Here is a 14205-nt window from a genome sequence, read left to right on the forward strand (position 1 = left end):
TCCTTCCTGAAGCACCCAGGCTTCAGGAAGGAAGAAAAAGGAGACTAATCAAAAATACTCTCTGACGGGCATTCCTTCACCTCGCCCCAGCCCACAACGATGCCGTTTGGGGTGAGATTTTTGATTGAAACGCTATCGCCTGAATATTCAGAGCCTCTGACCACGATATCGTAATCATCGTTAGCCTGAGGAATAAATTCAACAGTGGCAGATTTTTGAGTGTTCTGATAGTACCCAGTCTTAGTCCAGTAGTGGATGACCCGAATCATTTGTCCCGGCTTCAGGGTGAACTCATTGATGAAAGCACCATTATTATCAGATGAGGCTGGCATACCTATTCGTTTATTCCCTGTGACAGGGATAACCAGAATGGCAAAGCCAGAAGTAATACGGCGTTCCAGTACTTTTTTATAGCAACCTGAACCCTGCTTTTCAAAGAACTGAAGAGCCGTATTGCCCTCTGAAGCGACGCGGATCCGGGCCGCATCCTGTCCTTTATAATCATCCAGTGAAGGTCTGAAACCTGCCGTGCAGCCACTCAATAATAGTGCTATCAATCCGGTGATCAAAATTTTTGCAGCCATTCTTTATTATCCTTAATTTAACTGACACAGACTGGAACTGGTTATTTTATTGGTACTATAACGAGGCGGGTGTTGCGTTACACATCGTTTATTTTGTGACAAAAAAATATTGACCGTATTAATGCACAAAGACTTTATTAATCCTGCTGGAAAAAATAAAGTATGGTACCCATATCAGACAACTGATTAAGGCCCGAGCCAGCATATTGATAGCAGGCTGCGTAAGGTTTACGTGAAAAACCAAAGCAGGATAAAGCGTGCAAAAACTCGCAAAGATAAGACCGTATAAATATTACGTTATCATCACGTATCTGGTTTTTACTTTCTTCCTAAAGAAGAACCAGCAAGCCAGCACTGTTACGGGAGCATTAATAATGGACAGCGCTAATAATAAAACACTAAAACTATTAACCACACCTTGTTTCTGATAAGTGTTGGCAATCAACAAAACAATACAAAAATCATTATACAGCATCGTAAAAAAAACCAATAATCAAGCCTAAAGCTGGCAGATATAATAAACCATTAATCCTGCCCTCTTCTTTTTTTTCACAATTATCACAAAAGCCTGATTATTTATTCTCTTCTGCTTCCTGACATTTAATGCATAACATTCTCGCCCCCTGAAGCTTTAATTGTTTTTCTTTGTTTTAACAAAATTCAAACCGGTTAATTCAGAAGATCGACGTCTTTGGTCAGACAGGATCAGGTACTATTTTAAATGTATCGAAGAACTGCCTGATTCGACCTTTATAAAAAACGGTCCTTTCCAGAGTGCAAAAAAACAACCCTGACCAGATGACCAGGGTTGCGGTTTTTAGCGTTGAATCAGAAACGGTATCCGATGCCGATGTTAAAACCATTGATGGCAACATCTTCGTTATATTTTACGCGAGTACCTTCATAGCCAACACTCACAGAGAGGTTGCTGATAGGATTCACGACAACGCCAGCGCCATAGGCAAAAGAGGTTTTATTTTCGCTATATTCTTCGGAGTAGACTCCGGGATAAGTCACGTTCTCATCCACTTTGGTATGGGCAACACCAATTAATCCATAGAAGCTGATGTAGTCATTGATGCGATATGCAGGACCTGCCATCAGTGAGTAATATTTCACTTTGGTTTTTCCATCATATCCGCTGACATCGCCATAAAAATCTTCTCGCTCAGAAAAACTTTCATCGCCTTTCATGTAGCTGAATGAGCCAATCACACTGAGAGGAGAATTCCATTCATAGCGATACTGAACATTGACACCGCGAATGTTTTTGAAGTCTTCAACTTTACTTTGAGCATAGCCGATAGAGACAGTGTGATTATCAGCTAGCGCATTGCTGCCCACGAGAAGACCGCCACACAGTAATGCCAGCATCGTCATTTTAGAGGTCATGTAATTAATTCCTTTTCATAATTTAACATTATTTCCCTGCGCTTAATGCAGGACTTCGCTCCCTGAATCACCAATACCCGACGGACAGGATAGAGTTTTTATCAATCCATCTGTATCGGACAGGAATTTCATGTAGCGCTCCGCGCCTGATGTTCAGATCGGTCGGAGAGCATCTATTCATACCCGGATTTTTTAAAACAGGCTGGCCTGAGTCAATGTGAAACTTAAACGCCAGCCTTATTAAATGGAACTTCGGCCATTTAATTTAGGTTAAGTAAAGAATTTAACCACAGGAATCATTCTCGCGGTTAATTACCAATCAATCCTTAATGGCATTATTAGACCAAAAAGAATTAGAGGTATCAAGACCGAGTTGCCATAAAAAAGCAAAAATCCCTGGAAACCATTTCGGCACATACATCCAGAAAATTATCCGGCCTTATACAATCCATTAACGCAGATTATTAACTGACCTGTATACCCACAACCCATTAAAAGACTAAGTTACAGTTCTATTTAAACCCCTCTGAATAAATGAAAGCATTCGGAAAAATAATACCTGTATTTTCCCAAAAAGCGTTACCCTCAAGCTGACTGCGAAGAAAAAATGAACGAAAGCCAGACCGGAGAAAAACTATCTGGTTTTCAGAGATAGCTCGCAATTTATTACTCAGCTTTCAGCGAGTTTACGTGGCAGGAGGTGTATATTTAAACAGGTAAAAACGGAACAGGAAGCACATAACGAGAGATTTTTTAGCGCGGGCTGAAGGTGGTGGAACACCAACAGCCCGCTGACCACAACTAACTGATTGGGAGTTAATTATGGCTGACACGCATCATAAGTCAGGGACCCGCACGTCCACAACCGCCGCTGGTGAATCGCGAGCACATTATTACAGAGTGGGATACCGGCCTAATAGGGGCCAGCCGAACCCACTGCCGCAGCTCACCATTAAAGGCCGCTGGCTGGAAGCGCTGGGATTTACGACCGGGCAGAAGATCGAGGTGATCACCGGGCCGGGACAGTTGATCATCCGGCTGGCGAATGAAGGATAATTGACTGACCTGTAAAGAAAAATCCCGGCATTAAGTCCGGGATTTCTTATTAATCATCATACAGAAAACTGAAGTTTAATTTGTCTTAATGTGTGCCCCTCAAGGGCATAAAAAAGCCCCCTCAGAATCGAGGAGGCTTAGCATTAATTAGCCAGCGTTATTGCTGTTGCTTAGTGCAGCTTAAGCCGCGGGCGGATAACCCGGTTAATACTGCCGACCAGCATCATCAGGCCGGTTTTAAAATAGCCATGCAGTGCTATCTGGTGCATACGATAGAGAGAGATGTAGACAAAGCGCGCTATGCGCCCTTCTACCATCATTGAACCGCGCATCAGGTTGCCCATCAGGCTGCCGACCGTACTGAAGCGGGAGAGCGACACCAGCGAGCCATGATCTTTGTAGACATAAGCCTTCAGCGGTTTGCCCTGGCGCTGAGCAAGGATATTGTCCATGGCGCGTGAGGCCATCTGGTGCGCTGACTGGGCGCGCGGTGGTACAAATCCGCCGCCCGGCAAGGCACAGGAGGCGCAGTCGCCAATCGCGTAGATGTCATCATCCAGCGTGGTCTGCAGCGTCTCCTTTACCACCAGCTGATTGATGCGGTTGGTTTCCAGTCCGCCAATCTCTTTCAGGAAGTCCGGCGCTTTAATGCCCGCCGCCCAGACCATCAGATCGGCTTCAATAAACTCACCGCCTTTGGTATTCAGGCCATTCTGCTCAGCGCTGGTAACCATGGTCTGCGTCAGAACGCGCACGCCCAGTTTGGTCAGCTCCTGATGCGCCGCAGCTGAGATGCGCGGTGGCAGTGCAGGCAGAATACGTTCGCCCGCTTCGACCAGCGTCACGTTCAGCGCTTCGCGTCCCAAACCTTTAAATCCGTAGCTGTGCAGCTGTTTGACCGCATTATGCAGCTCCGCTGACAGCTCAACGCCCGTTGCGCCGCCACCCACGATGGCGATGTTGACTTTTTCGACCCTGCCTTCGCTGGCGGAGAATTTCAGGAACAGGTTAAGCATCTCATTATGGAAACGACGCGCCTGATGCGGGTTATCCAGGAAGATACAGTGATCTTTGACGCCCGGCGTGCCGAAATCGTTTGAGGTGCTGCCCAGCGCCATTACCAGCTGGTCGTAGGCCACTTCACGCTGTGGCACCAGCACTTCACCCTGCGCATTCAGCACTTCTGCCAGACGGATTACTTTGCGGCTGCGATCGATGTCGGTGAGCGAACCGAGCTGGAACTCAAAACCGTGATTGCGGGCATGAGCAAGATAGCTCAGCGCATCAATCCCTTCATCCATCGAACCGGTAGCGACTTCGTGCAGCAGCGGTTTCCACAGATGGCTGTGGTTACGGTCCACCAGGATAATCTCGGCCTTCTTTTTACGACCCAGTTTATGGCCCAGCTGCGTTGCCATTTCCAGGCCGCCCGCTCCCCCTCCAACAATAACAATTCTCTTAACAGACGTAGTCAACAAAGACCCCCTCAAATTGTGAACCAAAAGTTAACCAAAGGTTAAATTAAACCTTAAGAAACATAGGGTTGGCGAAGTTAAAATCGCAATCTGCTGGCAGAATAACATGGCGGGAAGAGGAGAACATAAGAATATTGATATACATCAAAGCGGGGAAATAAAACTCGGATAATTACGTAATGAAAACAGGCACCTTGCGGTGCCTGTCCGGCTTAACCTGATGTTTTGAAAGCTTTTATCCGCTGAAGATGTGGGGATATATTTTTGAACTTATGCCCCTCAGTCTCGTCCCAGACGATTTCATAGAAGGGATGCAGCTGGTCGGCGGTGCGCTGGCTGTCCAGTGCCTCATCCTGACGGGAGAGAAAAGTCAGACAGCGGTCACGATTGCGTTCGCGAAAATCGCTGACGCATTTCGTGGCGATGTCCTGGTACTCTTCTGGCCGGTCGATCTTCCCCTCCATATTCTCCTGCGGAAAGAGGTTGGGATTGAAGATCGCCTGCCGGATACCGCACAGAAAACCGATGCGCTCTGACCAGAAACCGCCCAGCCCGACGCCACAAATCAGCGGGCGGTCGTCGTCGGACAGCGTCAGCATTTTATCGGTCTCTTTCAGCAGAAATTGCATGTCATGTTTAGGATGACGGGTGCTGTAACTGATCAACCTGACGTCTGGATCGATAAATTGCAGTTGCAGCACCTTTTCGTGATTGCCCGGACTACTGGAATCAAAACCGTGCAGATAGATGATCATAATAATCCTCAGGTTAGTGATAGCGCCGGGCAGTCACTGCCTACCACGACGCTTTGTGAGCCAGCCAGCGTTCCTGAAGTGCACTCAGTTGCTGGGCATTATTTTTCCAGCGATGCGTAGCCTGCAGTTCATCGCGGGTAAACCTGCCCTGATGATACAGCTGCGTAATCCGCTCTGACCCGACCGGGATCAGGTTATCCAGCACACTGATAGCACCCTGCCGCTGATTGCAGACCAGAATCATGTCACAACCGGCAGAAAGGGATTGCTGCGCGCGCTCAGGATAGCTGCCCATTACAGCGGCGCCTTCCATTGAGAGATCGTCGGAGAAAATCACGCCGTCGAAGCCCAACTGTTCGCGCAGCACAGTTTTAAGCCAGTAGGGCGAACCACTGGCGGGCAGCGGATCAACGTCGGTGTAGATGACATGTGCAGGCATAATCGCATCCAGTGCCTGCTCGGTAATCAGCCTGCTGAAAATCGCCATGTCGTGCTCACGCAGCGTTTTTTCATCGCGTGGATCGCGTGGCGTCTCTTTATGCGAATCAGCGCTGACCGCGCCATGTCCCGGGAAATGTTTGCCGGTCGTCTTCATGCCCGCCTCGTGCATCCCCGCAATAAAGCGGCGGGCAACAGCCAGAGCAATCGCCGGATCGGCATGGAAAGAACGATCGCCAATCGCGGCGCTGATATGACCAATATCGAGTACCGGCGCGAAGCTGATGTCGATATCCATGGCAATCATCTCGGCCGCCATCTGCCAGCCCGCCTGCTGCGCCATTTCGCCAGCGGTTTCTGCATCGTGAAGTGCCGCAAAGGATTGCATGGCAGGCAGTTGGGTAAAGCCGTCACGGAAACGCTGCACGCGACCGCCCTCCTGATCCACCGCCACCACCAGCCGGGTGTGAGAGGCGGCGCGGATCTGTCGCACCAGCTCTGCCAGCTGAGCCGGGTCGTGATAGTTTCGGGCAAATAAAATTAAGCCGCCCACCAGCGGATGCTGCAGGATGTCGCGTTCTTCGCCATCCAGTTCATAACCCTCGACGTCGAGCATCAGAGGGCCGGGTAAATCTGATCTCATAACCTGAATCCTGTAGCGAAACGCACCTGCGTAACGCGATTAAATCTGTTCCCAGCTCTGTCGGGCCAGCTGGTGTAATGTTTCATCGTCACCCTGACCGGCACGCAGCTGATACCAGCTGGCCATCAGCAGACGCAGCCAGGGTTGCCAGCGTCTGACCTGCTGCACCAGCGCGGGAAGAGGCAGTTGCATCGCTGCGGCGTACTCTGCCAGCCAGTCAGCATGGTGCTGCGGATCGCTGGCACAGACAGCCGCCAGCTCCAGCGCCACGTCGCCATCGGCGGCATACTCCCAGTCGATCAGACGCAGACCTTCGGGACCTTGTATGACATTGCCGGCATGCAGATCCATGTGCAGCGGAGCCAGCCTCAGCGGCTGGGGTTCACCCTGCTGCGTCAGACGCCTGAGCGCCCGCAACCAGCGGTGATGCCGCTGTGGCGTGAGCTGCCAGTAGCGCCATAACAGCGGCAACAACTGCAGACGATAGCCGGTCAGCGGCTGCTGATGTAGCTGCCGCAGGAGTGCCACGATCTGTGGACGCTGCTGGCTGAAGCAGTGTTCATCCAGCGCTTCGCCTGCGCACCAGGTCAGGATAATCCCCTGACGATGCCCTGCCACGGGCTGCGGTGCCAGTCCGCTGTCTTGCAATTTGCGTAACAGACGGAATTCGCGCTGCCGATCCACAAACGGAATAGTCGGTTGCGGTGCCGCCCGCGCGATAAAGGTTCCGCGCGGGCTGACAATCTTCTGGCTGTGCCCGGTCAGACCGGCCAGCGGGATAGTTGATACCTTATCTGGCTCGCCGGTAACCTGCTGAATTACCCGCTGAAAGACGGAATTAATTCTGTGCAATGCCGTTGCCGGACCAGATGATCTCGCCTGTCTGAACCAGCATCAGCTGCATCTGCAGCGTCGGCGCTTTGACATCGCCTCGCGCGTTGCTGTAAAGCACATACTGAGCATTAACGTTACGCGCCAGGCCAATCGCTTTACTGCGCGAGTTCAGGCTGTCATCCGGCGATAATCCCAGCGTCTGCTTAGCCTGCGCCAGTTGATCGGCAGAAACCAGCGTGAATTTGCCGTTGTTGTTCAGCGCATTCTGGATAGCCGCTGTCGCTTTTTCGCTTTGCAGCGCGCCATTGGTACTGTTTTTGATGCGGTCTACCAGCAACACGCTGCCCGGCTCGGCGCTGGCGGCCTGTAACATCTGCGCCACCAGCGGCTGAACGCTGGCATCCCAGTTGATAGTGACCAGTTTCGGTGGTTGCGGCACTGGCTGTGGTTGCGGCACCGGTTCAGGTTGTGGAACGGGCTGCACCGGCTCCACAGGTTGAGTCGGTTCAACCGGTGCAGGCTGCTGCTGTTTCACCACACAGCCGGTCAGAATGAGCGCCATCAGGAGCGCTCCGGTACGATTAACACTGCGTATCACGTAGAAAATCCTTAAAGATAGAGATAAAGACGAACCTTGCTGGCAGTCAGGTTACCCAGCTGCGAGGTGGCGACAATGCTGCCCTGCGCCGGAACGGTAACGGTCTGCGCCGGTTCCTGCGGGGTGATTTCCAGCCCTTTGTCGTCATACCAGTAGTAACGATAGTGCACAACAACCGGTGTTTCGCGCTGATTATAGAGCACGCTGGTGGCACGCTTCAGTCCATCGTTCTCATCCAGCGTCGGTTCATCGGTAATGATCCCTGCCGACAACACAGAGGACTCCATCACCAGCGACTGTGACGTATTGATCATCGGTTTTTCACTGCTGCAGGCCGTCAGGCAGAGCAGGATCGGCAGGCCAGTCAGCCAGGATCGCATAGCATTTTTCCGTTATCAGGTCAGTCAGAGAGCATCGGGCCTAGCGGTTCGCCGCCCAGCAGATGCATATGGATGTGATAGACCTCCTGACCACCATGTTGATTGCAGTTCACAATCAGCCGATAACCATTTTGATCGATACCTTCCTGACGCGCGATTTTCGCCGCGGTAGTAAACATACGTCCCAGCGCATGCTCATGCGCCGCTTCCGCCTCGTTGACCGTTGGGATCAGCACATTCGGCACGATTAAAATATGGGTCGGGGCTTTGGGCGAAATGTCGCGAAAGGCAGTGACCAGCTCATCCTGATAAACCACATCAGCGGGGATTTCGCGGCGGATAATTTTACTAAAAATGGTTTCTTCTGCCATGGTGCAATTCCTTTAGCTTTAGCCTGAGTCTTAATCAATCAGTATGCGGGAGAAATTTGTTTTCTTTCAACCTCAGGACCACTTTTCTTGCATTGTTCGCCTGCCTTTGCAGCAGCACCCTCTCTCCGTGACCCGCACCCTGTTCAGAATGCCGGCAACGCCGCTGCCACACCATAAAATGAAACGCTGTTTTATAAATTAGAATTTCGCCACCCTTTTCTTTGTATGACTGCCACTTCAGCGCCAGCACTTGCCAAATTGCGAAGGTTTAGCCGCCCCGTCAGTTCTACTTTGCTAACCAGTCCGGGTGAGATGACCGGCGTCACCAGGGATAAACCGCCATAAACATCAAGGAGCATCAGACATGCGCTCACGTAAAATTGGTCTTGGCCACTATCTGGCCTACGGTTCCGGAGATTTTCTTGGAGCAGGTACCACGGCGCTGACCGCCGCCTGGTTGCTCTATTTTTACACCACCTTTTGTGGGTTAACCCCGATTCAGGCTACGCTGATCTTTGCCGCTGCCCGCGTGCTGGATGCGATAGTCAGTCCGCTGATGGGCTTTCTGACCGATAACTTCGGTTCGACCTGGCTGGGCAAACGCTTTGGCCGCCGCAAATTCTTTATCCTGCTCGGCATACCCTGTGTATTCAGTTATAGCCTGATGTGGGTCAGCGACATGAGTTTCTGGTGGTATCTCTGCACTTACCTGCTGTTTGATATCGTCTACACCATGATCCTGGTGCCGTATGAAACGCTGGTGCCGGAAATGACCGACGATTTCAAACAGAAAACCCGCTTCTCCGGTGCCCGTATCGGCCTGGCTCAGCTATCGGCCATTCTGGCCGCCTTTTTACCCGGTATTTTGCTGGGTATGCTGGGCAAAGATAATCCTCTCTCCTTCTTCTACGCCAGCCTGGTGTTCTCGGTAATCTGCGCGCTGGTGCTGACGCTGGTGTGGTGCTTTACCTGGGAGCGTCACCCGGATGATTTCTCTGCCGAGTCGCGGCGTGCTGAACAGGAAAAACAGCAGCTGACGCTGATGCAGAATCTTAAACGGCTGTACGTTGAGCTGGCCTCAACTTTACGTATCCGCATCTTCCGCCAGCACCTTGGCATGTACCTCGGCGGCTACATTGCCCAGGATGTTTTTAATGCCGTCTTTACCTGGTATGTGGTCTTTGTGCTGATGCAGAGTGCCCAGGTTGCCTCCAGTCTGATGGGCACCATGGCAGTGCTGCAGTTTATTGCCGTGATGGCGATGATCCCGCTCTGTATCCGCATGGGGCCTGCACCTGCCTACCGTCTGGTGGCTATCCTGTTTGGCCTGGCGTCGCTCTCCTATGCCGGATTGTGGTATGCCGGCATGAACGACAACATGTCCCTGCTGTTAGCGATCTCTGCCCTGGCAGGCCTGGGACGTGGCGGCATTAATTATGTGCCATGGAACACTTATACCTATATCGCAGATGTCGATGAGGCCATCACCGGTCAGCGCCGTGAAGGCATTTTTGCCGGCATTATGACCCTGACACGTAAAGCGTCGCAGGCTGGTGCCGTCATGCTGGTCGGTATCGTACTGCAGCTCTCTGGTTTTGTCTCTGGCCAGGCGACCCAGCTACCCGGCGTCAGCCACACTATCCTGGCGATCCTGAGTATCGGTACAGTGGCCGTTCTGGCCTGCGGCTTTATTGTGTCGCTGCGCTTTAAACTTAATCTACAGACCCATACTGTCCTGCGCCAGGAGACGCTGAAAATGCGCGAAGCGGACCGCATCGTGCCGGAAAGCATCACCCCGGAAGCACGTGGGGTAGTTGAAACGCTGGCAGGCATGCCTTACGAAAATCTGTGGGGCAACAATAACATTGGCTTTCTTAACCGTAATAAGCCAGCGCCGGAAAAATTGTCCGCGCACCCCTCTTTACACCCTTCTATAAACCCGACCTTAAAACGACAGGAATAAACCATGACTGTATTTCCCGTTAAACACAGCAAATTATTGTGCCAACCTGAGCATCTGCTGCCACGCAGCGAACTGGTACAGCTGATTCAAAAGCTGACACAAAATCTGGTTAACATCACCGATGAAACAGGCGAATTTTTATTACGGCTGGACGATAGCCGGGTGATTGATACCAAAGGCTGGGCGGGTTGGGAATGGACGCATGGCATCGGTCTGTATGGCATGTTGCACTACTATCAGCAAACCGGCGATCAGCAGACGCTGGCGATCATTGATGAGTGGTTCACTGAGCGTCTGGCGGAAGGAACGCCGACCAAAAATGTGAATACCGTTTGTCCTTTTCTGACGCTGGCTTACCGTTATGAAGAGACCGGTAACCCGGCCTGGATGCCGGTGCTTGAGCGCTGGGCTGAGTGGGTCATGTATGAAATGCCGCGCACCGAACAGGGCGGCCTGCAGCACATCGTCTATAACAATGAAAACACACAGCAGCTCTGGGACGATACGCTGATGATGAGCGTAATGGCGCTGGCCAAAATCGGCCAGTTGCTGAAACGCGACGAGTGGGTGGAAGAAGCGAGCTATCAGTTCCTGCTGCACACCCAGTATCTGATGGATTGCGAAACCGGCTTATGGTTCCACGGCTGGAACTTCGATGGCCGCCATAACTTTGCTGATGCACGCTGGGCTCGTGGCAACAGCTGGGTAACGATTGTGATTCCTGACTTCCTGGAGATGATGAACTGGCCTGAGCATCACGCTACCCGCCGCTTCCTGCAGCAGGTGCTGGAGACACAGGTCAAAGCGTTAAAGGCCTGTCAGCACAGCAGCGGCTTGTGGCATACCCTGCTCGATGATCCAGACAGCTACCCGGAAGCCTCCGCCACGGCAGGATTTGCCTATGGCATTCTGAAAGGGGTTCGCAAGCGCTATCTCCCTGCTGAGTACCGTGAGGTAGCGGAAAAAGCGTTGCGCGGCATGATTGCGAATATCGATGACGATGGCGAGCTGAAACAGGTTTCCTTTGGTACCGCGATGGGCAGTGATCTGGACTACTACCGCACGGTTCCTCTCACCTCGATGCCCTATGGTCAGGCAATGGCCCTGCTCTGCCTGACTGAGTATCTGCGCGTTTACCTGTAACACATGCCAAAAAAAAGCCCCGCTAAGCGGGGCTTTTTCATATCGCTGAATCATTACATGCTGCGGATGTAATCATCCATATCGGTTTTCAGGTTATCGGATTTAGTCCCGAAAATTGCCTGAACGCCGGAACCGGCAACCACTACGCCACGGGCGCCGAGGTTTTTAAGTTCAGTCTGATCCACTTTCGCCACATCGGCGACGCTGACGCGTAAACGAGTGATACAGGCATCCAGGTTAGTGATGTTCTCTTTACCACCAAACGCCGCCACCAGCTTGCCCGCCATCTCGGTACCGGTCGCGGTAGATTGCTCACTGCTGCTGCTCTCTTCACGGCCAGGCGTTTTCAGATCCAGCTTCGCGATCAGTACACGGAACACGGTGTAGTAAACCAGACCATAGATGATACCAACAATCGGGAACAGCCAGATTTTGCTGCTGTTGCCGCTCAGTACGATAAAGTCGATCAGACCGTGTGAGAAGCTGGTGCCATCACGCATCCCAAGCAGGATACAGATTGGGAATGCCAGACCCGCCAGCAGCGCATGGATCACATACAGGATCGGTGCCACGAACATGAATGAGAATTCAATCGGTTCGGTGATACCGGTCAGGAATGCGGTCAGTGCGGCGGAGATCATTATACCGCCCACTTTAGCGCGATTTTCAGGCTTCGCTGAATGCCAGATAGCAATCGCTGCCGCTGGCAGACCGTACATTTTGAACAGGAAGCCGCCAGAAAGTTTACCTGCGGTCGGGTCACCCGCCATATAGCGTGGGATATCACCGTGGAACACCTGACCTGCCGCATTGGTGTATTCACCAATCTGCATCTGGAAAGGAACGTTCCAGATGTGATGCAGACCAAACGGCACTAACGCACGTTCGATTACGCCATAAATACCAAAGGCGACAACCGGGTTCTGATAGGCAGCCCACTGTGAGAACTCCTGAATCGCAGAACCTATCGGTGGCCAGATAAAGGAGAGCAGCACGCCGAGAATGATAGCTGCCAGACCGGAAATAATCGGCACAAAGCGTTTACCTGCAAAGAAGCCCAGATATTCCGGCAGCTTAATGCGATAAAAGCGGTTAAACATGTAAGCGGCGATGGAGCCCGCGATAATGCCGCCCAGAACCCCGGTGTCGGCGAGGTGTTTAGCCTCAATCTCTGCCGCAGGCATATGCAGCACCAGCGGCGCAACCACCGCCAGGGTTTTCACCATGATGCCATAGGCAACCACTGCTGCCAGCGCCGAAACGCCATCGTTATTGGTAAAGCCCAGCGCCACACCGATAGCAAAAATCAGCGGCATGTTGGCGAACACCGATCCACCCGCTTCTGCCATTACATGCGAAACCACTGCAGGTAACCAGCTGAAATTGGCTGAACCGACCCCTAACAAAATACCGGCAATCGGCAGAACCGATACCGGCAGCATCAGCGATTTACCGACCTTTTGAAGGTTGGCAAAAGCATTTTTGAACATAGCGTGAAGCTCCTGAGTATGAGTGCATATTTGCGCAGTGCGCGTGGCAAAGAGGGAGGATTCTTTGCCGGGCTGGCGGTGACCGCCTTTTGATTTATTACGAAGGGTAAAATAAATCCCGTTTTGTTACTTTGATGGCTATCACGTTTCGACAATTACAGAGGCGCACTTTACGAAATTTCTCACTGAAGCGCATCGGTAATTGACGATAAAAAGCTGACCCTGTCTGAAAAAACAGGGTCATGCAGGCAGGTTACAGATTAATTACAGAGGCTGAAATAAAAGCCGATCACGCGCCAAGCTGGCTCATCGGGATATGGAACAGCGTTGAGAAGTTTTGCGTGGTAGCGGCGGCCAGCGTTTCCACATCGACCCCTTTCAGTACCGCCAGGTAATCGGCAACATCGCGTGTGTAAGCAGGCTGATTCTCTTTACCACGATACGGCACTGGCGCCAGATAAGGTGAATCCGTTTCGACCAGCATCCGGTCCAGCGGCACATAACGCGCCGCTTCGCGTAACTGTTCTGCATTACGGAACGTGACGATACCGGAAAAGGAGATATAAAAGCCCATATCGAGCAGCTTAGCTGCGGTGGGCTGATCCTCAGTGAAACAGTGCAGCACACCGCCACAGCGTTCCACCTGCTCTTCGCGCAGAATCGCCAGCGTATCTTCGCGCGCATCACGCGTGTGGACAATGATCGGTTTATTCAGTGCAATCCCGGTACGGATATGTTCCCGGAACGAGCGCTGCTGCTGATCTTTTGTCTCAGGCTGATAATGATAATCCAGCCCGGTTTCACCGAGCGCGACGACCCGAGGATCGGCAGAGAGCTGGCGAAACGCCTCAACGTCATAGGCCTCTTCCTGATTCAGCGGATGCACGCCGCAGGAGAGCGCAATATTTTTCCGATCGCCGACCAGGCTCTTCAGGGTATGGAAACCCGGCAGCGTGGTGGCGATGGCCAGCATAAATTTCACATCACGTGCCGCCGCTTTGGCGATCACATCATCCAGGTCACGATGGTTCTTTTCATAGTCCAGGCCATCAAGATGGCAATGGGAATCCACAATGAACATAA

The 14205-nt window shown here is 51.9% G+C and carries 15 protein-coding genes; 3 read left to right on the forward strand and 12 right to left on the reverse strand.

Translation table 11 applies throughout. The annotated features are described in order from the left end of the window. Positions 1-44: 44 nt before the first annotated feature. The 3 genes from K6R05_RS11515 to K6R05_RS11525 form a co-directional block, all read right to left on the reverse strand. Positions 45-584 (reverse strand): hypothetical protein, encoded by a 540-nt coding sequence (locus tag K6R05_RS11515; RefSeq protein WP_222924184.1) that lies wholly within the window; start codon positions 582-584, stop codon positions 45-47. Positions 585-702: 118 nt separating this feature from the next. Next, on the reverse strand, positions 703-828 hold the full coding sequence (locus tag K6R05_RS22395) for a DUF2569 family protein (RefSeq protein ID WP_222924185.1): 126 nt from the start codon (positions 826-828) through the stop codon (positions 703-705). 584 nt (positions 829-1412) lie between these two features. After that, positions 1413-1976 carry an Ail/Lom family outer membrane beta-barrel protein gene (locus K6R05_RS11525; protein WP_222924186.1) on the reverse strand — a complete coding sequence of 188 codons (564 nt, stop codon included), beginning with the start codon at positions 1974-1976 and terminating at the stop codon, positions 1413-1415. An 822-nt stretch (positions 1977-2798) separates the two neighbouring features. Here K6R05_RS11525 and K6R05_RS11530 point away from each other — a divergent pair. Further along, a complete protein-coding gene (locus K6R05_RS11530; RefSeq protein ID WP_222924187.1) occupies positions 2799-3032 on the forward strand; it encodes a SymE family type I addiction module toxin in 234 nt (77 codons plus the stop codon). 170 nt (positions 3033-3202) lie between these two features. On the opposite strand, the gene K6R05_RS11535 is transcribed toward K6R05_RS11530, so the two are convergent. From K6R05_RS11535 to hinT, 7 genes are all read right to left on the reverse strand, one after another. Beyond that, positions 3203-4507 carry an NAD(P)/FAD-dependent oxidoreductase gene (locus tag K6R05_RS11535; protein WP_161733741.1) on the reverse strand — a complete coding sequence of 435 codons (1305 nt, stop codon included), beginning with the start codon at positions 4505-4507 and terminating at the stop codon, positions 3203-3205. A 212-nt stretch (positions 4508-4719) separates the two neighbouring features. Then, on the reverse strand, positions 4720-5262 hold the full coding sequence (gene ycfP, locus K6R05_RS11540) for an alpha/beta hydrolase YcfP (RefSeq protein ID WP_222924188.1): 543 nt from the start codon (positions 5260-5262) through the stop codon (positions 4720-4722). 40 nt (positions 5263-5302) lie between these two features. Further along, the gene (gene nagZ / locus K6R05_RS11545) at positions 5303-6343 is read right to left on the reverse strand and encodes a beta-N-acetylhexosaminidase (RefSeq protein WP_161733745.1); all 1041 of its coding nucleotides are present in this window, start codon (positions 6341-6343) and stop codon (positions 5303-5305) included. A 39-nt stretch (positions 6344-6382) separates the two neighbouring features. Next, the gene (gene thiK, locus K6R05_RS11550) at positions 6383-7195 is read right to left on the reverse strand and encodes a thiamine kinase (protein WP_222924189.1); all 813 of its coding nucleotides are present in this window, start codon (positions 7193-7195) and stop codon (positions 6383-6385) included. Beyond that, positions 7182-7775 carry a penicillin-binding protein activator LpoB gene (lpoB, locus tag K6R05_RS11555; protein ID WP_161733749.1) on the reverse strand — a complete coding sequence of 198 codons (594 nt, stop codon included), beginning with the start codon at positions 7773-7775 and terminating at the stop codon, positions 7182-7184. Before lpoB ends, thiK begins: the two co-directional genes overlap by 14 nt. A gap of 11 nt (positions 7776-7786) precedes the next feature. Further along, positions 7787-8155, reverse strand: a complete 369-nt coding sequence (locus K6R05_RS11560) for a YcfL family putative periplasmic lipoprotein (RefSeq protein WP_033732268.1) — start codon at positions 8153-8155, stop codon at positions 7787-7789. Between the two features lie 20 nt (positions 8156-8175). Beyond that, positions 8176-8526, reverse strand: a complete 351-nt coding sequence (gene hinT, locus K6R05_RS11565; protein WP_013357465.1) for a purine nucleoside phosphoramidase — start codon at positions 8524-8526, stop codon at positions 8176-8178. A gap of 364 nt (positions 8527-8890) precedes the next feature. On the opposite strand from hinT, the gene K6R05_RS11570 reads away from it, so the two are divergent. Together K6R05_RS11570 and bglB are read left to right on the forward strand one after the other, a co-directional pair. Then, the gene (locus K6R05_RS11570; protein WP_161733753.1) at positions 8891-10489 is read left to right on the forward strand and encodes an MFS transporter; all 1599 of its coding nucleotides are present in this window, start codon (positions 8891-8893) and stop codon (positions 10487-10489) included. 3 nt (positions 10490-10492) lie between these two features. Then, on the forward strand, positions 10493-11632 hold the full coding sequence (gene bglB / locus K6R05_RS11575) for a beta-galactosidase BglB (protein ID WP_222924190.1): 1140 nt from the start codon (positions 10493-10495) through the stop codon (positions 11630-11632). A gap of 53 nt (positions 11633-11685) precedes the next feature. On the opposite strand, the gene ptsG is transcribed toward bglB, so the two are convergent. Both ptsG and K6R05_RS11585 read right to left on the reverse strand, forming a co-directional pair. After that, positions 11686-13122, reverse strand: a complete 1437-nt coding sequence (gene ptsG, locus K6R05_RS11580) for a PTS glucose transporter subunit IIBC (RefSeq protein ID WP_161733757.1) — start codon at positions 13120-13122, stop codon at positions 11686-11688. A 289-nt stretch (positions 13123-13411) separates the two neighbouring features. Then, a complete protein-coding gene (locus tag K6R05_RS11585; protein WP_161733759.1) occupies positions 13412-14203 on the reverse strand; it encodes a metal-dependent hydrolase in 792 nt (263 codons plus the stop codon). Positions 14204-14205 lie beyond the last annotated feature (2 nt).

Origin of the sequence: Pantoea alfalfae, from assembly GCF_019880205.1 — a bacterium.
GTDB lineage: Bacteria > Pseudomonadota > Gammaproteobacteria > Enterobacterales > Enterobacteriaceae > Pantoea > Pantoea alfalfae.